The organism is Clostridium acetobutylicum ATCC 824, from assembly GCF_000008765.1.
Classification (GTDB): Bacteria; Bacillota; Clostridia; order Clostridiales; family Clostridiaceae; genus Clostridium_S; species Clostridium_S acetobutylicum.
This window is the reverse complement of record NC_003030.1, coordinates 1,377,200-1,395,466: the sequence shown is the minus strand read 5'-3', so window position 1 is coordinate 1,395,466 and position 18,267 is coordinate 1,377,200. Positions and strand designations below refer to the sequence as shown.

General features: G+C 31.9%; 16 protein-coding genes and 1 pseudogene. All 17 read right to left on the bottom strand.

What is annotated here, in order from left to right:
- Positions 1–22 precede the first annotated feature (22 nt).
- Positions 23–290: pseudogene (minE, locus tag CA_RS06600) on the bottom strand (cell division topological specificity factor MinE); the annotation flags it as partial.
- Between the two features lie 12 nt (positions 291–302).
- Positions 303–1,094, bottom strand: coding sequence for a septum site-determining protein MinD (gene minD, locus CA_RS06595; protein ID WP_010964562.1), 792 nt, complete (start codon positions 1,092–1,094; stop codon positions 303–305).
- A gap of 365 nt (positions 1,095–1,459) precedes the next feature.
- Entirely contained in the window at positions 1,460–2,095 is a 636-nt protein-coding gene (gene minC, locus CA_RS06590) for a septum site-determining protein MinC (protein WP_010964561.1), read from the bottom strand.
- A 164-nt stretch (positions 2,096–2,259) separates the two neighbouring features.
- Positions 2,260–4,995, bottom strand: coding sequence for a peptidoglycan D,D-transpeptidase FtsI family protein (locus CA_RS06585; protein ID WP_010964560.1), 2,736 nt, complete (start codon positions 4,993–4,995; stop codon positions 2,260–2,262).
- Between the two features lie 194 nt (positions 4,996–5,189).
- Positions 5,190–7,940, bottom strand: coding sequence for a peptidoglycan D,D-transpeptidase FtsI family protein (locus tag CA_RS06580; protein WP_010964559.1), 2,751 nt, complete (start codon positions 7,938–7,940; stop codon positions 5,190–5,192).
- Positions 7,941–8,276: 336 nt separating this feature from the next.
- Positions 8,277–11,027 (bottom strand): penicillin-binding protein 2, encoded by a 2,751-nt coding sequence (locus CA_RS06575; protein WP_010964558.1) that lies wholly within the window; start codon positions 11,025–11,027, stop codon positions 8,277–8,279.
- Between the two features lie 18 nt (positions 11,028–11,045).
- On the bottom strand, positions 11,046–11,537 hold the full coding sequence (gene mreD / locus CA_RS06570; protein WP_010964557.1) for a rod shape-determining protein MreD: 492 nt from the start codon (positions 11,535–11,537) through the stop codon (positions 11,046–11,048).
- Positions 11,538–11,547: 10 nt separating this feature from the next.
- Entirely contained in the window at positions 11,548–12,399 is an 852-nt protein-coding gene (gene mreC, locus CA_RS06565; protein WP_010964556.1) for a rod shape-determining protein MreC, read from the bottom strand.
- 8 nt (positions 12,400–12,407) lie between these two features.
- Positions 12,408–13,415 (bottom strand): rod shape-determining protein, encoded by a 1,008-nt coding sequence (locus CA_RS06560; protein ID WP_010964555.1) that lies wholly within the window; start codon positions 13,413–13,415, stop codon positions 12,408–12,410.
- Positions 13,416–13,441: 26 nt separating this feature from the next.
- Positions 13,442–14,131: a RadC family protein gene (radC, locus tag CA_RS06555; RefSeq protein ID WP_010964554.1), complete on the bottom strand. Its 690-nt coding sequence runs from the start codon at positions 14,129–14,131 to the stop codon at positions 13,442–13,444.
- A gap of 18 nt (positions 14,132–14,149) precedes the next feature.
- Complete coding sequence (locus CA_RS06550; RefSeq protein WP_010964553.1) at positions 14,150–14,749, bottom strand: Maf-like protein; 600 nt, start codon at positions 14,747–14,749, stop codon at positions 14,150–14,152.
- A 4-nt stretch (positions 14,750–14,753) separates the two neighbouring features.
- A complete protein-coding gene (locus tag CA_RS06545) occupies positions 14,754–15,014 on the bottom strand; it encodes a DUF4321 domain-containing protein (RefSeq protein ID WP_010964552.1) in 261 nt (86 codons plus the stop codon).
- A 137-nt stretch (positions 15,015–15,151) separates the two neighbouring features.
- Complete coding sequence (locus tag CA_RS06540; RefSeq protein ID WP_010964551.1) at positions 15,152–15,832, bottom strand: hypothetical protein; 681 nt, start codon at positions 15,830–15,832, stop codon at positions 15,152–15,154.
- A 99-nt stretch (positions 15,833–15,931) separates the two neighbouring features.
- Positions 15,932–16,429: a GNAT family N-acetyltransferase gene (locus tag CA_RS06535; RefSeq protein WP_010964550.1), complete on the bottom strand. Its 498-nt coding sequence runs from the start codon at positions 16,427–16,429 to the stop codon at positions 15,932–15,934.
- Positions 16,430–16,522: 93 nt separating this feature from the next.
- On the bottom strand, positions 16,523–16,714 hold the full coding sequence (locus tag CA_RS06530) for a hypothetical protein (RefSeq protein ID WP_010964549.1): 192 nt from the start codon (positions 16,712–16,714) through the stop codon (positions 16,523–16,525).
- A gap of 165 nt (positions 16,715–16,879) precedes the next feature.
- Positions 16,880–17,770, bottom strand: a complete 891-nt coding sequence (thrB, locus tag CA_RS06525; RefSeq protein ID WP_010964548.1) for a homoserine kinase — start codon at positions 17,768–17,770, stop codon at positions 16,880–16,882.
- Positions 17,771–17,793: 23 nt separating this feature from the next.
- Complete coding sequence (locus CA_RS06520; RefSeq protein ID WP_010964547.1) at positions 17,794–18,261, bottom strand: ACT domain-containing protein; 468 nt, start codon at positions 18,259–18,261, stop codon at positions 17,794–17,796.
- Between the last annotated feature and the right edge of the window lie 6 nt (positions 18,262–18,267).

Here is an 18,267-nt window from a genome sequence, read left to right as displayed (position 1 = left end):
TATAATGATATTTTTTTATTGGTTTTCTACTTTTCATAGATCTAATTGGTATATTCGCAATTAGTGCTGGGGAGTTTCCTTCCTCAATATCAGTTCTCGTAAGTTTAACCTCAACATCAGAGTTATCTATTTCCACATACTTTGTAATTACATTTAAAATTTCTCCTTTAATGAGATCCAAAAGTTCGGGAGATAAGTCTGCTCTGTCATGTATAAGTATTAACTTTAATCTTTCCTTAGCTACCTGGTTTCGAGGAATTTCTTCCAGAAAAAAAACTGAACAAATCCATATTACCTACCTCCTACTTACTAAATATTTTTTTTATTGCTGCAATAAATCCAGTTTGAGTTTCATATTTTTCAAAAGGTACTTCTTCTCCCAAAACTCTTCTAGCTATATCTCTAAATGCCTTTCCTGCATTAGCATTTTGATTTAAAACTATAGGCTCTCCTTTATTTGTAGAAACCGTTATTTGTTTATCGTTTGGAACAACTCCTATAAGCTTTATAGCAAGATTATCTATAACATCCTCAATTCCAAGCATGTCTCCACGTTTAACCATCTCATAATCAATTCTGTTCACAATAACCTGATGATCTTCAATTCCTTTTGCATCTATTTTTCCTATAACTCTGTCTGCATCTCTAACAGATGTAACTTCAGGATTCACAACAACTATAGCCCTATCAGCTCCAATTACTGCATTTTCAAATCCCTGCTCAATTCCTGCTGGACAATCTATAATAACATAATCAAATTCTTCTTTAAGCTCATTCACTAATTTAAGCATTTGCTCTGGCTTAACATCATTTTTGTCTCTTGTTTGTGCTGTTGGAAGCAGTGCTAAGTTTTCATAATGCTTGTCCTTAATTAGTGCTTGTTTTAATCTACAATTTCCCTCTACCACATCAAGAAGCGTAAATACTATCCTATTTTCAAGACCCATAAGTACATCTAAATTTCTCAGTCCTGTATCTCCATCAACTAGCACAACCTTTTTTTTCATAGCTGCAAGTGCTGTACCAATATTCGCAGTAGTTGTAGTCTTTCCAACTCCGCCCTTTCCAGATGTTATTACTATAGCTTCTCCCATTAATATTACCTCCATTAAATATATTTATTAGGCGAATATATGTATATAAATATTTTTAATAATTACATAGTTAGTTATTACCTTAGTAACCATTATAACAAATATAAACTTTGTAGTGAACTGATTGCGGAACTTAATCTATATGCTTTTCCATCCCATTTTATCCCACTTTTATAGTATTCGCAAGAATTTCTTCTACACAATAAACTATTCTACATAAATCAAAAAAACCCTTTTAAATATACTCTAATATTCTATTTTAACCATAAATATCACTTATAAATCTCTAAAATAAAAGTAAATTTAACCCATAGTTGAACTTACCCTTATTTGATTATAAAAAAAAGGGGTACTCCCCCAAGCAGTTATATATTAAATTTGTTAGGGGAATACGGCTCTACTATTATAGCATCACCTTTAAGTCTTGCAACCTCTGGATAATCAGGCTTATCATCATCTTCTGGCGCTCTAGAAATTCTATTGGCAATTTGTAGTATTTTAGGTTGAAGTCTCAAAGCTGCAATTATTGCTTTATCATTTCCTGTAGACCCAGCATGAACATCTCCTCTTAAAATACCAAAAACAATTACATTTCCTCCAGCATAAATCTCAGAACCTGGATTAACATCTCCCACAATGACAACATTTCCTGAGTACTTAATAATTTGGCCACTTCTTACGGTTCTTCTTAAAAATTTAGTTCTACCTTCATAAATCCCGCTAAACACCTTGCTCTTATTCTCATCACTATCTTCAAAAATACAATCCTTTATTAAAAATTCATCAAAAAGAATATCTTTAAGCTTCCTTGTATTTCTCTCATTTATCTCTTTAAGCTGTGTAGTGATTCTAAGTGTACATCCCTTATAAAATCTTTTCCCTTTAGATAACTTTGCGATAAAAGCATCTAACATCTCATCAAAATCTTTAAAACTATTTATATTTATTATTACATTTAAACCTTCTTTATTTCCCTTAATCGTTATTCCGTCCCTAAACATACTAAACCTCCACACATCCTAATATAGGGAAAATACAGTAGAACCCTTAAATCTAAAGTATTTGGCTCCTTTAATATAATATAATTCAACATTATTTTGTAAAATCCTTCTTTTATTATTCATTTTCCGCACATTGAATATCATAAAAAATCATATTATATATATCATTTTTCAGCAGCATCACTGATTGGAGTATCTACCTCTGGTTTTGCATCCACATCTATATCAAAATTAAAGTTATCCTTTCTAAGTTCATCTTTAAAATACGCTTCATATATATTCTTTGCAATATTAGTAATACCACTTCCAAATCCACCATCAAACACCACAGTTGCTACTGCTATTCTCGGATTTTGTCTAGGTGCAAACCCAACATAAACAGCATAGGAGGTTCTATTTATTGCTTTTTCAGTTTCCTCACTGTAGGGATCCGCTGTACCTGTCTTTCCTGCCGCAGGTATTAAAAAATCATTAAAGGTATCCTTTGCAGTACCTCTATCATTAACTGCATTCATCCCCTCTTTTACTGCATCTATTGTAGACTGTTTAATTGCTGCATCCTCAATAACTTCTGGTCTATTTTCATATACAACCTTTCCATCTGCGTTCATAATTTTATCTACAAGATGTATCTTGTGTCTCTTACCATTACTAGCTATAGTAGCAACATAATTTGCAAGCTGAAGGGGTGTAAATTCATTTAATCCCTGCCCAATAGCCGCACTATAAATATTAGTTGGTGTTGTAGCCTGACTATACTCATCTGCTTCAACATTTACTATACAATTTGCAATAATTTTTATATCTGATTTTGAAATTGCCTTTTCTTTATACAATTTATCTGTGTCTACAAGCTTTGTTATAAGATTTTCTATATCATCTCTATTAAACCTTCCTAGTGCTATAGACTTTCTTATATTTTCTTTTATCTCTGATTTTAAAATAGAAACTTCTTTTGAATCATCATCATTAGTATATAAATTTATATGTATTCCCTTTAAGTATCTACCTTTTAAAAGATCCTCCATTACAATCCACTGTCCTTGCTGACCAAAACTATTTTTTGAACTGTAAGTGTTATATACTTGACCGAAGTTCTCTTGGATTTCTATTCCCGTTGTAGGCGTTACGTTAGAATCAGGCGGAACCCCAAGTCCAAACTTCCACGCATACTTTGCCAGTATATCACTTCCGTATTTTTGTCTCAGATATTTTCCCACAGTCATAAAATACACATTACTTGATTTTGCTATAGCCCCTGTTAAGTTGTTCGTACCCTGTGGTCCATCTGCTTTAAATTCAGGCTTAAAATTTCCATCTATAAAGTACCCAGGGTCCTCTATTGTAGTATCTGGTGTTATAACCCCAGTTTCAAGACCTGCTATTGCAGTAAGTGGTTTAAAAGTTGAGCCTGGCGGTATTAATGAAAGTGTTGCATAATTATAAAGTGGCTTTGCAAGATAATCATATTTATCAATTCTTGAATTTCTGTCACTCTTACTTACTGGAAATAAAGTATCATAAAGACTTTCTGGAACCCCAGCTTCCTTTGCCTTAGATAAAATATCTGTTGAAAAGTATTTTTCTACAGCCTCTTTTGAAAGACCACTCGGACCTGAAAAATCATTAGGATTAAAATTTGGAACTGAGGCTAAAGCCAAAACTCCTCCTGTTTTTACGTCTATTGCAACTGCTGCTCCTCTTGTTGCATTTCCTAAATATGTTGAACCTGCATGTGTAACAGCATACTTTTGTTGTCTTAATCTTGCCATAGTATTTATTAGTGCCTGCTCTGCTGCATACTGTACATCCTTATTTATAGTTAACTGAACATTTTGTCCTGGATATGGATCTTTTCTAGCAAGCTCATCTCTTATTTTTCCCTGCTTATTAACTTTAACAATCCTTCCACCGGATGTACCCCTAAGCCTATTTTCTAGTGCCCCTTCTATTCCTGATGTACCCATTAAATCTCCATTCACATCATAACCCTTTTCTCTATAATTTTCTGCCTGTTTAGAATTTGCAGGAGTTATCTTACTTATGTAGCCTAAGACGTTGGATGCTAATTTACCATAAGGATAGTATCTTATAGGATCTACTGCTATGTCTATTCCTGGAAGATCATTTGCCTTTTGAAGTATTTTAAAGGATGTGCTTTGTTTTACATTCCTTGCTATAACAATTGGTTTATATCCCAAGAAGCTATTCATCTTAACGGCATCCTTTACTACCATAAATCTTCTAATATCATTCAAGTCACAATTTTTACTTACTTTTTGTCCATCAATGGTTATTTTATATGATTTAGGTATTTTGTAATATTTAACAAGGGTTTGAAAGGCTTCTTTTGGTGATATCTTAATAAGCTCATTATTTACAGCTTCCTTTTGAGAATTGTTAAGCTCATCCTCTTTGTTTTTTCCCTTATATAACCTTTTTATGATTTCTTCTTCGAACCCCCTATCCTTTAAAAATCTAAGCTTCATTTTTCTTAGCTCATCTGGATTTGTGGTATTAAAATCAAACCTATACTCATTATCAACCTTAAGTTCAAAATTATCACTTTGTTTTTCAGCATTTTTGTCTAAAATATAAAATACCTTAGCAACAGTATTGTAAAAATCACATCTATTATCATCAGTTTGAATATATGTAACATCAAAACTTTGTTTATTCATTGCAAGAACAGTTCCAGTACAATCAGTTATCTGTCCCCTTGGAGCAACCTCTTTTATAAATCTATGTGCTGTGCTATTTGCTCTTGCTTTATAATCTGAATTTTTAAATACTTGAAGATTTACAAGTTGGGCCGTTACTCCAAAAAAAACTATAAGCACCGTGACCCTCAAAACATTAAGTCTATTAAATATATTTTTAATTTTAACCTTTTTCTTCATAAACTCTACTACCTTCTTTATAATCTCATTTTATTATCTTTTAATTATAAACAACCTTATTATTGCTCCCTTAGTACATATATAAAGTTCACTATATTGTATCCATTTCCATCTATAAAGATACATAGAATATAAAGAAGCTATATTAGAGTGTATTACTATACCCTAATATAGCTTCTTTATATTTTTATATTTTAATTACTATTATTACTCGCCTGAGTAATCGCATCTGTTTCAGGCTTTGCATTAACATCTGTATCAAAGTTAAAATTATACTTTTGTTTCAGAACATCTTTAAAATATGCCTCGTACATGCTCTTTCCAATTTGAGTAATTCCATTACCAAAACCTCCATCAAATACTACTGTTGCTATTGCTATCTCAGGATTATCCCTAGGTGCAAACCCAACATAAACAGCATAAGAAGATCTCATTATACTTCTTTCAACATCTGAAGTATAAGGATCCGCTGTACCTGTCTTTCCTGCTGCTGGTATTGGAAACTCACTGAAGGTACCCGCTGCTGTACCCCTATCATTAACTGCATTCATTCCTTCTTTTACTGCTTCTATATTTGCCTTACTAACACCTGTATCTTCAACTACCTCAGGTTTATTTTCATATACAACCTTTCCACTTGAATCTGTAACCTTATCCACAAGATGAACTTTATATCTTTTACCTCCATTTGCTATGGTAGCAACATAATTTGCAAGTTGAAGAGGTGTAAACTCATTTATACCTTGACCAATAGAAGCATTATATATATTACCTGGAACCGTTGCTTGAGTGTATTCATCTGCTTCATCATATACTATACCACTAGCAAGAGCTGATACATCTGATTTTGAAAATGTCTTTCCCTTATATAAAGGGTCTGTACTTATAAGATCTGTTACAAGCTCCTCCGTTTTATTTCTATCGGTTTTTCCTGTAGATATAGCTGTTCTTATATTTTCTTTTATTGATGCCTTTAAAGTAGACAGCTTCTTTGAATCACTGTCCTCTGTATACAAGTTTACAGAAGAACCTTTAAGATATTTTCCCTCTTGAAGCTTTTCAGCTATGGACCACTGCCCTTCATCAGCAAAACTATTTTTAATAGTATACGTATTATATACCTGACCAAAGTTTTCCTGGACTTCTATTCCTGTTGTACGAGTTATATTTGAATTAGGAGGTACTCCAAGACCAAACTTCCAAGCATATTTTGCAAGAATATCACTTCCATAGGCATCTCTTAGTCGTTTTCCAACTGTCATAAAATATGCATTACTTGATTTTGCTATAGCTCCTATTAAATTATTATTTCCTTGAGGTCCGTCTGCCTTAAACGGAGTTCTATATCCCTTTCCGTCATCAAAAAAGCCTTCATCATCAATTGTTGTATCCTTTGTTATAACTCCTGTCTCAAGACCTGCTATAGCGGTTAGTGGTTTAAAAGTTGAACCTGGCGGTATTAATGAAAGCGTGGCATAATTATAAAGTGGCTTTGCAAGATAATCATACTTATCAATTCTTGTACGGTTATCACTCTTACTTACAGGAAATAAAGTATCATATAAACTTTCTGGCACTCCAACTTGCTTTGCCTTAGAAATAATATCTGTTGAAAAATATTTTTCAGTAGCTTCTTTTGAAAGCCCATTGGGATCCGAAAAATCATTAGGGTTAAAATTAGGAACAGAGGCAAGTGCTAAAACTCCACCTGTTTTTACATCTATTGCAACTGCTGCTCCTCTTGTAGCATTTCCCAAATATGAAGATCCACTATTACTATCAGAATAACCTTTTGCTCTTAAGCTTGCCATAGTATTTATAAGAGACTGCTCTGCCGCATATTGTACATCCTTATTTATAGTAAGTTTAACATTTTGTCCTGGATATGGATCCTTTTTTGCAAGCTCATCTGTTATTTTTCCCTGCTTATTCACCTCAACAATTCTTCCTCCTGATGTACCTCTAAGTCTATCTTCAAGAGCTGCTTCTATTCCTGAAGCCCCTATTAAATCACTGTTTACATCATAACCCTTTTCAGTGTAATTCTCAGACTGCTTAGAACTTGAAGGAGTTATTTTGCTTATATACCCTAGAACATTTGATGCCAGTTTTCCATAAGGATAATCCCTTATAGGATCAACCGATATATCTATCCCTGGAAGTTCATTGGATTTTTGAAGAATGGTAAAAGAGGTTTCTTGCTTCACATTACTTGCAATAGCAACTGGTTTATATCCTGAATATCCATTCACTATTAGAACAGCATCCTTTACCACCATAAATCTTCTAATATCATTCACATCACAGTTCTTACTTATGGTTTGTCCATCTATGGATATCTTATAAGCTTTAGGTATTTCATATTTTTTAGTAAGAGTTTCAAAAACCTCTTTAGGTGAAATTTTAAGAAGTTCATTATTTACTCTAACTACTTCAGAATCTGTTAAATCACTTTCCTTTGATTTTCCTTTATACAGTTTTTTTATAATAGGTTCTTCAAATCCTCTATCCTTTAAGAATCTAATCTGCATTTTTTTTATTTCATCACAATTATCAGTATTAAAATCAAATCTATACCCATTAGAATCAGCCTTAAGTGCAAAGCTGTCATTTTGTTTTTCTCCATTCTTATCCAGAATATAAAACACTTTTGCAATTATATCGTAAAAATCATCCTTATTATCATCAGTTTGAGTATAAGTAACATCAAAGCTTTGTTTATTAGTTGCAAGTATTGCCCCCTCAGAATCTGTTATCTCTCCTCTTGGTGCAACCTCTTTTATGAATCTGTGAGCTGTATTATTGGCTTTTGCTTTATAATTAGCATTTTGTAATATTTGAAGATTTACAAGTTGAACTGTGATACCTATAAATACTATCAATACTACCACTTTTAAAACATTTACCCTATTAAATATTTTTTTAAATTTTGCACTTTTTTTCATAACCTTTACTACCCTCTTTACAATCTTATTTTTATTATCTCTCTCAGCTAAAATCCACATATATAAAATAAAATTATAAATTGAAGTACGTAAATAAATACTAAATTAATACACCATATGGAGCGTTAAGCGAGATTCCTGAACTAATACTTTTCTTTAAATTAAATGTCATTTATAAACATTTTTAAGTATCATAAAAAATTATACTTTTAATTAAATATTATGTCAATATTTAACTATATAGTTTTATTTAGTTATTCGTTATAATTTCCGCCTTTTAATAAAAAGAGCCCTCATATAGTAATCTAAAAATTACTATATGAAGACTCTTTTCAATTAGTTTTGTGTTTGCTCAGCTACATTTCCTGTAGTATTAGCATCATTTTCTGTCTTTGCATCCACATCTGTATCAAATTTAAAGTTAAGCTGTTTAAGCTGATTTTTGAAATACGCTTCATATATGTCCTTAGCAATTTGTGCAGTACCACTTCCAAATCCACCATCAAATACCACTGTTGCTACTGCAATTTCTGGATTATCTCTAGGTGCGAATCCAACATAAACAGCATAGGAAGATCTCATTATGCTTCTTTCAACCTCTGAAGTATACGGATCAGCTGTACCTGTCTTTCCTGCTGCTGGTATTGGAAAGTTATTAAAGGTATCTGCAGCAGTACCACTATCATTAACCGCACTCATTCCAGCTTTTACTGCATCTATAGTAGACTGCTTAACTTGTGTATCCTCAACTACTTCAGGCTTATTTTCGTATACAACCTTTCCGCTTGCATCCGTCACTTTATCTACAAGATGAGCTTTATATCTTTTTCCACCATTTGCTATAGTTGCAACATAATTTGCAAGTTGAAGAGGTGTAAATTCATCTATACCTTGACCAATAGCTGCATTGTATATGTTATAAGGAAGTGTTGCCTGTGTATAATCATTTGTTTCCTCAGTTACTATTCCACTAACAAGCGTACTTATATCTGATTTTGAAAATGTTTTTCCTTTGTATAAAGGATCAGTGCTTACAAGCTTTGTAACTAAATCTTCTGTTTTGTCTCTATCAAATTTTCCACTTGAAATAGAGTTCTTTATATTTTCCTTTACAGCTGCCTTTATTGTAGAAAGCTCTTTTGAATCATTGTCACCTGTATATAGGTTTATGGAAACTCCCTTTAAATATTTTCCACCTTGAAGGTTTTCCATTATGCTCCATTGACCTTGTTGAGCAAAATTATTTTTATTAGTATATGAATTATATACTTGTCCAAAATTCTCTTGAATTTCTATTCCTGTAGTAGGTGTAACATTTGAATTAGGCTGAACTCCAAGTCCAAATTTCCAAGCATACTTTGCAAGAATATCACTGCCACCTTTTTGTCTTAAAAGCTTACCAACTGTCATAAAGTATCCATTACTTGATTTTTCTATGGCACCTTTTAAATCCTTGTATCCAAGATAACCATCAGATTTAAATTCAGTTTTAAAACCCATTCCATCATCAAAGCTACCAGGATCATAAATAGTTGTTTCCGGCGTTATAGCCCCTGTCTCAAGACCAGCTATAGCTGTAAGAGGCTTAAATGTTGAACCTGGAGGTATTAATGAAAGCGTTGCATAGTTATAAAGTGGCTTTGCAAGATAGTCATATTTATCAACTCTTGTATTGCTATTGCTCTTACTTACGGGAAATAAAGTGTCATAAAGACTTTCAGGAACTCCTGCAGCCTTTGCTTTTGCAATAAGATCCGTTGAAAAATACTTTTCGGTAGCAGCCTCAGAAAGACCATTTGGATCCGAAAAATCATTAGGATCAAAGTTAGGAACAGAAGCCAGCGCCAAAACTCCACCTGTCTTTACATCTATTACAACAGCAGCTCCTCTTGTAGCATTTCCTAAATATGAAGATCCGCCACCACTATCAGAATATCCTTTTTTCCTTAATCCTGCCATAGTATTTATAAGCGCCTGCTCTGCTGCATACTGTACATCCTTGTTTATAGTTAATTGTACATTCTGCCCTGGATAAGGGTCTTTTTTAGCAAGCTCGTCAGTTATTTTCCCCTGCTTATTTACCTCAACTATTCTTCCTCCTGAAGTTCCTCTAAGCCTGTCCTCAAGTGCAGCCTCTAATCCAGAAACACCTATTAAATCGCTATTAACATCGTAGCCCTTTTGTGTATAACTTTCAGACTGCTGAGTACTTGAAGGCGTTATTTTGCTTATATATCCCATAACATTAGATGCTAGTTTTCCATAAGGATAATATCTTATAGGATCTACTGATACATCTATTCCTGGAAGCTCATTTGCCTTTTGAAGAATAGTAAATGAGGTCTCCTGCTTTACGTTACTTGCTATAGCAACTGGTTTATAACCTGAAAAACTATTCATCTTAACTGCATCTTCTACTACCATAAATCTTCTAATATCATTTACATCACAATTTTTGCTTATAGTTTGTCCATCAATGGTTATTTTATATGATTTAGGTATTTTATAATTTTTAGCTAGAGTTTCAAAAACCTTCTTAGGAGAAATCTTAAGGAGTTCATTATTAACATTGTTCTTTTGATCTTTTGTCAGATCATCTTCCTTTGATCTTCCCTTATACATTTTTTTAATAATAGGCTCTTCAAAACCTCTGTCTTTTAAAAATCTAAGCTGCATCTTATTTATTTCATCTGGATTTGTTGTATTAAAGTCAAATCTATATTCATTAGAATCAACCTTAAGTGCAAAGCTGTCATTTTGCTTTTCACCACTCTTGTCCAAAATATAGAACACCTTAGCCACTGTATTATAAAAATTTCCTTTATTACTATCTGTTTGAAGATAAGTGACATCAAAACTCTGTTTATTGGTTGCGAGAAGTGTTCCTGTAGAATCTGTTATCTCTCCTCTTGGTGCAACTTCCTTTATAAATCTATGAGCTGTACTATTAGCTTTTGCCTTATAAGAATCGGTTTGTAGTATCTGAAGATTTATAAGTTGAGCAATAATACCCGAAAAGACCAATAGTACAACTACCATTAAAGCATTAAATCTATTAAATATTTTCTTTAGTTTCGCTTTTTTCATTAGCTTTACTACCTTTCTTTATAATCTCCATTTTGTTATCATGTACCTCTTTTGACATAGCTTATATACCCAAATATACATTGGTATAGCAATAATAAAATCATAGATAGATGCATAAAAGCTAGAACCTATATCGCTATAACTACCACATAAGTATAGAATAACAAACATCAAAATACCTCGCGCAACGGACATGAAGAATATAATTACAGTTGGAATAAAAGCTTTTTCTTTAAATAAGCTTCTTCCTATAACCCCAGCTGCATAACATAGTATTAAGTTTATAAACAAATTCACTCCAATACCATTAAAAAGATAAATATCTTGAAGAAATCCGGCTGCTAGAGCAATAATAATCCCCTGCCAGCCTTCATTTATTATAGCGTAGCTTATTATAAAAACGAAGAGAAAACTTGGATAATATCCTCTAATAGCTATAAACGGAGCTATACAGTTATCTACAAATGTGAAACCTAATATACATAATAATAGTGTTAAAATTTTTCTCATAAAACATCACCTAATATTTAATTTCGCTTGTATCTTTTGGAACTACTATGAATACATTTTGAAGTCTTGTAAAGTCAACCGCAGGTTCAATTATAGCTTCTTTTTCCATTTTACCCTTGTTGTCTTCAACACTTTTAACTTTTCCTATTATTATATCCTGAGGATAATCTCCACCAATTCCAGAAGTTGTTATAGTATCTCCTTCTTTAATATCTGAATTTAAAGGAAGCATAGTTAATATTGATAAGTTTTTCTCTTTATCTTCATTATCAGTATATCCCCTAACAATACAATCATTAACCTGAGTTCTTTGAATTAACGCTGCAACAGATATATTTTCACTTGAAATAGTTTCTATTTTACAATAATTACTTGCTACTGAAGTAACCTGACCTATAAGCCCTTCATCGTTAATAACTGCCATTCCAACCTTTATTCCATCATTTGACCCTTTGTTTATCACGTAGCCTTTTAAGGCATCAGCTCCACTTTTAAGTATGATATTTCCACCAACATAATTATATTCAGATTTAGATTGTTTAAAATCAAACATCTTTTTCAACTTGGTGTTCTCTCTTTTAAGAGAATCATATGAAGCTGCCTTTTGCTTAAGCTCACTGTTTTTCTTTTTTAATTCTTGGTTTTCAGCCTTAACTTCTGAAAAGTTTGATACAAAACCTACAAACCCTTTAATATCACTATTAATGTTATAAAAGAAACCTTGAACAGAATTAAGCACTGTACCAACACCATTTTCTACGAAAGAAACCTTTTTCCTCTTAGCACTGTATGAAATCAATAACAAAAAGCTAACTGACAGAACAATAACTGTTACTGTCAGCCTGTTTTTAAATAGCTTCATCCTACCACCTAGTCGCTAACCAATTTTTCAAAATGGTCTAGAGCTTTTCCTGCTCCAAGTGCTACACAGTCAAGAGGGGATTCCGCTATATGTACAGATATATTGGTTTCTTTGCTAATAAGCATATCAAGTCCTTTAAGAAGTGCTCCTCCACCAGCAAGCATTATTCCTTTATCCATTATATCTGCCGCAAGCTCTGGTGGTGTTTTTTCAAGGGCTAATTTTATGGAATCTACTATTGATGCTACAGGTTCTCTTAGTGCTTCTCTTACTTCCTCTTCACTAATTTCTATATTTTTAGGCAATCCTGTTACAAGATTTCTTCCTTTTATAACTATATTCTCTAAAGACTCTTCTGTTTTGAAGGCTGATCCCATTTTCATCTTTATTATTTCTGAAGTTCTCTCACCTATCATTAGATTGTATTCCTTCTTTATGTAGCTGATTATAGCCTGATCAAGCTCATCTCCTGCAACTCTAAGTGACTTACTTGTTACGATTCCGCCCAAGGATACTACGGCTACTTCTGTGGTACCTCCACCTATATCTACAATCATACTTCCTCTTGGTTCCTCAACAGGTAGACCTGCTCCTATAGCTGCTGCCATAGGCTCTTCCATAACCTTTACTTCTCTTGCTCCCGCTCTTTTAGTAGCTTCCTTTATAGCTCTTCTTTCTACCTCTGTTACTCCTGACGGATGGCAAACAAGAATTCTTGGACTTGCAAATGCACTCTTAGAACTTATCTTGCTTATAAAGTTCTTAAGCATGCTTTCTGTAATATCAAAATCTGCAATTACACCATCTTTTAAAGGTCTTATTGCTATTATATTTCCAGGTGTTCTACCTATCATTTGCTTTGCTTCATTTCCTACTGCAAGAACCTCTTTATTGTTAGTATTAATAGCAACAACTGAAGGCTCTCTTAATACTATACCCTTGCCTTTCACATAAACTAAAGTGTTAGCTGTTCCAAGATCTATTCCCATATCTCTTGATATTCCAAAAAATCCCATTAATTTATCTCCTTTCACAATCTTCGTTATAATAATCCTTCTTCTTTTAAACTTATATATATACCGTCCCCAATTATTATATGATCCAAGAGTTCTATCCCTATGAACTTACTACACTCATAAAGTCTTTTGGTTATATTTAGGTCTTCATTACTCGGCTTTGGATCTCCTGACGGATGATTATGACATAATATAATTGATGCCGCATGCTTTAATATTGGCTCTACATATACTTCTCTAGGATGAACTATAGAAGAATTCAAACTTCCTACAGAAACATCAGATATCTTTATAACTATATTTTTAGTATTGAGCATTATGACATATAAATGCTCCTTATTAAAACTTCTTAATTGTTCCATAACAAGATTAGCAGCTTCTTTAGGCGATGTTATTTTTACACTTTCAAAAGACTTATATGCTTTAAATCTCTTAAAAAGCTCTCCTAAAGCTAAGATTTGAACTGCTTTAGCATTTCCTATCCCTTTAACCTTTTTAAGTTCTTCGAAGCTTAAATTTAATACTCCATTTAAGCCTCCGCTTTCCTTTAAAATTCTGCTGCTCAAGTTAATTATATTCTCATGTAATGTTCCTGTTCTAAGTATAATAGCTAGAAGTTCGCTATTTGAAAGCACTTCACTCCCGTATCTTAAGAGTCTTTCCCTTGGTCTTTCATTATTAGGTAAATCTGTAATCTTTAGACTGTTATTTATCAAAATACATCAATCTCCTGTTTATAGATTTACCCCCATCCCCAAAAGAATTTTATATAATTTATTTATGGGCAGTCCTACAACATTATAGTACGAACCCTTAATCTCTTCAACAAAAACCGAAGCCTTTCCTTGAATTCCATATGCTCCAGCCTTATCCGCATACTCACCACATGCTATGTATTTTAATATAGTTTCATATGATATCTCTGAAAACTTAACCTCAGTACACTGAAAATCTTTTATAATTTTATTTTTCTTAGCATCTAAAACCGCTAACCCTGAATAGACTTCATGTGTTCTGCCGCTAAGTTCACTTAACATATCTAAAGCCTCTTTCTCATCCTTTGGCTTACCGAGTATTTTGCCATCAATTGAAACTACAGTATCACAGCCAATTATAAAAACCTCATCTTCGTCTTTATAGAAATCTTCACTTTCAATTCTGCAAAGTGTACTTTTCGCCTTTGATTCGGCCAAAACCATAACGTAACTTTGAATGTCTCTTGAAATCTCAATCAGACTTTCATCAAAGTCACTTGCCACAACGATAAAATCCTCAGTAATATTCTTTAAAATTTCCCTTCTTCTAGGGGAAGCTGAAGCTAAAACTAATTTCATATTTTCACTTCCTAATTTTACTGTATATTATTATTGCCACTATTATGCCCAATATAGACATTAAATTGACATTAAAATTTAATCCTAAAGTAAAGTTTAAAACCTTAAGGTCAATTACAAGGGGCTTTACCGTACCAATACTGTATGCTTTTTTCAAAAAATCAATCTTAGTAAAATGTTCTCCGAGTATATCTCCAACTAAAGAACCGCCTACGCATCCTATTAGAGACAAAAACAAAACATTTTTGAAAGTCTTACCATTCACTTTATTAACTCCCTACATCAAATATACATCTTTTATAGTTTATCATTTAATATACCGTTAAACAAGTCCTTAAAAAATTATTAAAGATTTTTTTATTTTAATTTAAAAAAAGGAGTAGATTTTTAATATCTCTCCTACTATTTTATCTTAACTAACTCATTATAAAGAAAAGTTTCCTCATTACTTAAATTATTTTTATCAATTCCAGCTGGAAGATCTTCAATATGTTTCTTTATTTCTTGAGTAATTTTATAATTTTTGTACGTATCATCATATTCTTTAATATTGGAACACCATTTTTTCAAAGAAGCCGTTTGTACCGATTTTACATCCTTATCGCCTAACTTGTTTACTGCTTGAAGGTATGCACTAATTATACTATACAATTCGGCATCACCCGGGTCCCCTTTATTAAGATTAATAGTGAATTTATTAAATTCAATCTTATTATCTTTAATAGCTTTTTCATAACTTGAATAGTCTTTTTCAGCACATATTGCATAAATAATCTTATACAAACCATTGCTCTTAACCTCAAAAGGATTTCCTATATTCTCTAAACTGTTAAGTGTCTTATCTGCATTCTCCTTTTTTGAATTAGCAGAACATTGGATTATAAAAAGCTTTCCCCCATTTTCTTTTTTCCCATAGTCATTAGATATGTTTTGTGGATTACCATAACCTTCTGTTCCTTTAATAAACGTCTTAAAAATGAATGTTCCTATAAAAAATGATAAAGCCAAAATAATTGTTAAGCACATCAAAAATGGTATGCTACTGCTTTTCCTATGTTTTAAATCATATCTTGTATATCTCATTTTCTCATCTCCTAAAGTATAATATCACTATGTTATGTATATTAACTCTAAGTACAATTTATGAATTATACATAAAAATTATATGTAATTAAAACCAATTTATATAGCACTATACTTTTTCATTATAACTAAATCTTCCTTATATCCTCTATCTGAATAAAATTCCTTATTTATTCTAACAGTTTTAAAGTCGTTATTTTCCCACAGTTCTATCATATCTTTTTCACTATTCGTGACTCCTGTTATAAAATCAGTCACTCCGAAGCTTTCAGAAAAATACTCTAATATATTCATCAATATATCCTGACTATCTTTATATGAACTGTATCTTTCATCTACATAGAAGTAAGATATCCAAGCCATATTGCTGCTCTTAAATTCTATTCTCCCTCTAAATACCCCTACAAACTTTCCTTTTTTTAATATCTTAGTAAAAAACTCACATTCGCTCATATAGTATTCTAAAAATATTTCTTTTAATTCCTCATCATTTAGGTAAAATTTTTTGTCCTTCAATATTTCTTTTAATTCACCTATATCTTTTTCTTCTATATTCCTTACATATACGTCTCCAAATTTTATATCCACATCAAACATAATTTCACCTCTAGAATTTTAATTCTATATTAAAGCAAATTATCCTTTAATTTTTTATAGGGCTTCTAGTTTAATTCAAGAAGCCCTATAATACTAATCAAATAATTCTTCTTCACTCACTTCTTTAAAATTAGGGATACCAAAAGGTGCTCTATAGTAGCTAAAGCCAGAATAAGCTCTTTTGTAACTTTCCCTATAAGGATTAAAGCCATAAAAACAATTGTCACAAGGTTCATTAAACATATAATTCATGTTATTTTCGTAGTCATTTTCATAATAATCCATAACATTCCTCCTAAAATATTAAATTTATGTATAACTTATATTTTTGTGTATGTAAATTGTTAATTAAACTATTTTCTATATGATATATATATGCTTTCATAATATTTTTATGATTTAAAAAGAAAAATTCACCTTGCTAATAAAACAAGATGAATTTTCACTAAACTATATTATAACTGCGCCATTATTATCGTTTTCTACCTCAAATATCCTCCACCCATCCTTCAGCGAATCAAGATAAGTTTTCATCTTTAAAATGAAGTTCTCATCAGCTTCTTCTAAAACAGCAATCAAGGTAGATCCCGAACCACTTATAAATTCACCAAGTGATCCATATTCTTTTGCTTTTAAAAAAATACTATCTATATTATTTATAAGTTTTTTTCTATAAGGCTGGTGGATCTTATCTTCAAATAAATATCTAAGCTTTTCATTTTCACCATTATTTAATGCAGATACAAGCATGGAACATCTAGATATATTAAAAAGTGCATCTTCCCTTGAATATTCATTAGGCAAAACTTTTCTTGAAAGCTCAGTACTAACCTTAAAATCCGGAACCATAACAGCATATTTAAGCTGTGATTTCACATTAATTCTTGAATATATTATATTTTCCATATCCTTTATGCTTATTATAACTCCTCCTAAAAGAGCTGGTGCAACATTATCTGGATGTCCTTCAATATCCACAGCTATTTTAAGCATATCCTTAATGGTCATTTTTTCATTCAAAAGTGCATTAGCTCCCACTATGCCTCCTACAATACATGCTGCACTACTTCCTAACCCCCTAGAAAGAGGTATATTAGTTTTAGACATATCTATCTTAAAGCCCTTAAATTCTTTATTAAAAAACTCATATACCTTTATAATACTTATGTATGTTAAATTATTCCTATAATTTCTATCAAGCTCACCACCTAAAAGCTTAATCTCAGTTTCACCTTCTGTTTCTTCTATAGTTATTTCGTTATAAAGCTTTAGAGCCATTCCTAGTGTGTCAAATCCAGCCCCCATATTTGCACTTGTAGCAGGTATTTTAACTCTAATCATTTTTTTAACACCCCAATATTGTTTTATTCCATTGCCACTATTTCAACTTTCAACACATTTTTAATTTTCTTTAGTTCCTCTACAATATTTTTTACGTCTCCTGATATACCACTTATATCAAAAGTAATATTGACATTAGCTGTATTATTTATAGGTATATCCTGATTTATTGTAAGTATATTACAGCATCTTTGAGCAAGCTTATCTAATACTTCTGATAAGGTTCCTCTTCTATGTTCAATTAAAATTGATATAGTTACCTTTTGACTTTTAAGTCCATCAGAAACATTAAATACATAGTCCTTATATTTATAATATGTACTTCTACTTATGCCAACTTTCTTGACCGCCTCTGTAATATCCTTTACTTTTGCTGATCTTAAAAGTTCCTTTACCTGTATGACCTCTTCAAATACATCAGGAAGTACAGATGTATCAATAAGTAAATACTTTTTAGCTTCAGTTGTACTAATTTTAATCACCACTTCCATGTTTTT

Bases quoted from the DNA above. Each gene is read 5' to 3' on its own strand.
- mreD (WP_010964557.1), bottom strand. From the start codon at position 11,537: ATGAGAAAAATTTTAACACTATTATTATGTATATTAGGTTTCACATTT.
- CA_RS06550 (WP_010964553.1), bottom strand. From the start codon at position 14,749: ATGAAATTAGTTTTAGCTTCAGCTTCCCCTAGAAGAAGGGAAATTTTA.
- CA_RS06560 (WP_010964555.1), bottom strand. From the start codon at position 13,415: ATGGGATTTTTTGGAATATCAAGAGATATGGGAATAGATCTTGGAACA.
- CA_RS06575 (WP_010964558.1), bottom strand. From the start codon at position 11,027: ATGAAAAAAGCGAAACTAAAGAAAATATTTAATAGATTTAATGCTTTA.
- mreC (WP_010964556.1), bottom strand. From the start codon at position 12,399: ATGAAGCTATTTAAAAACAGGCTGACAGTAACAGTTATTGTTCTGTCA.
- thrB (WP_010964548.1), bottom strand. From the start codon at position 17,770: ATGATTAGAGTTAAAATACCTGCTACAAGTGCAAATATGGGGGCTGGA.
- minC (WP_010964561.1), bottom strand. From the start codon at position 2,095: ATGTTTAGGGACGGAATAACGATTAAGGGAAATAAAGAAGGTTTAAAT.
- CA_RS06520 (WP_010964547.1), bottom strand. From the start codon at position 18,261: ATGGAAGTGGTGATTAAAATTAGTACAACTGAAGCTAAAAAGTATTTA.
- CA_RS06535 (WP_010964550.1), bottom strand. From the start codon at position 16,429: ATGTTTGATGTGGATATAAAATTTGGAGACGTATATGTAAGGAATATA.
- CA_RS06580 (WP_010964559.1), bottom strand. From the start codon at position 7,940: ATGAAAAAAAGTGCAAAATTTAAAAAAATATTTAATAGGGTAAATGTT.
- CA_RS06585 (WP_010964560.1), bottom strand. From the start codon at position 4,995: ATGAAGAAAAAGGTTAAAATTAAAAATATATTTAATAGACTTAATGTT.
- CA_RS06530 (WP_010964549.1), bottom strand. From the start codon at position 16,714: ATGGATTATTATGAAAATGACTACGAAAATAACATGAATTATATGTTT.
- CA_RS06540 (WP_010964551.1), bottom strand. From the start codon at position 15,832: ATGAGATATACAAGATATGATTTAAAACATAGGAAAAGCAGTAGCATA.
- minD (WP_010964562.1), bottom strand. From the start codon at position 1,094: ATGGGAGAAGCTATAGTAATAACATCTGGAAAGGGCGGAGTTGGAAAG.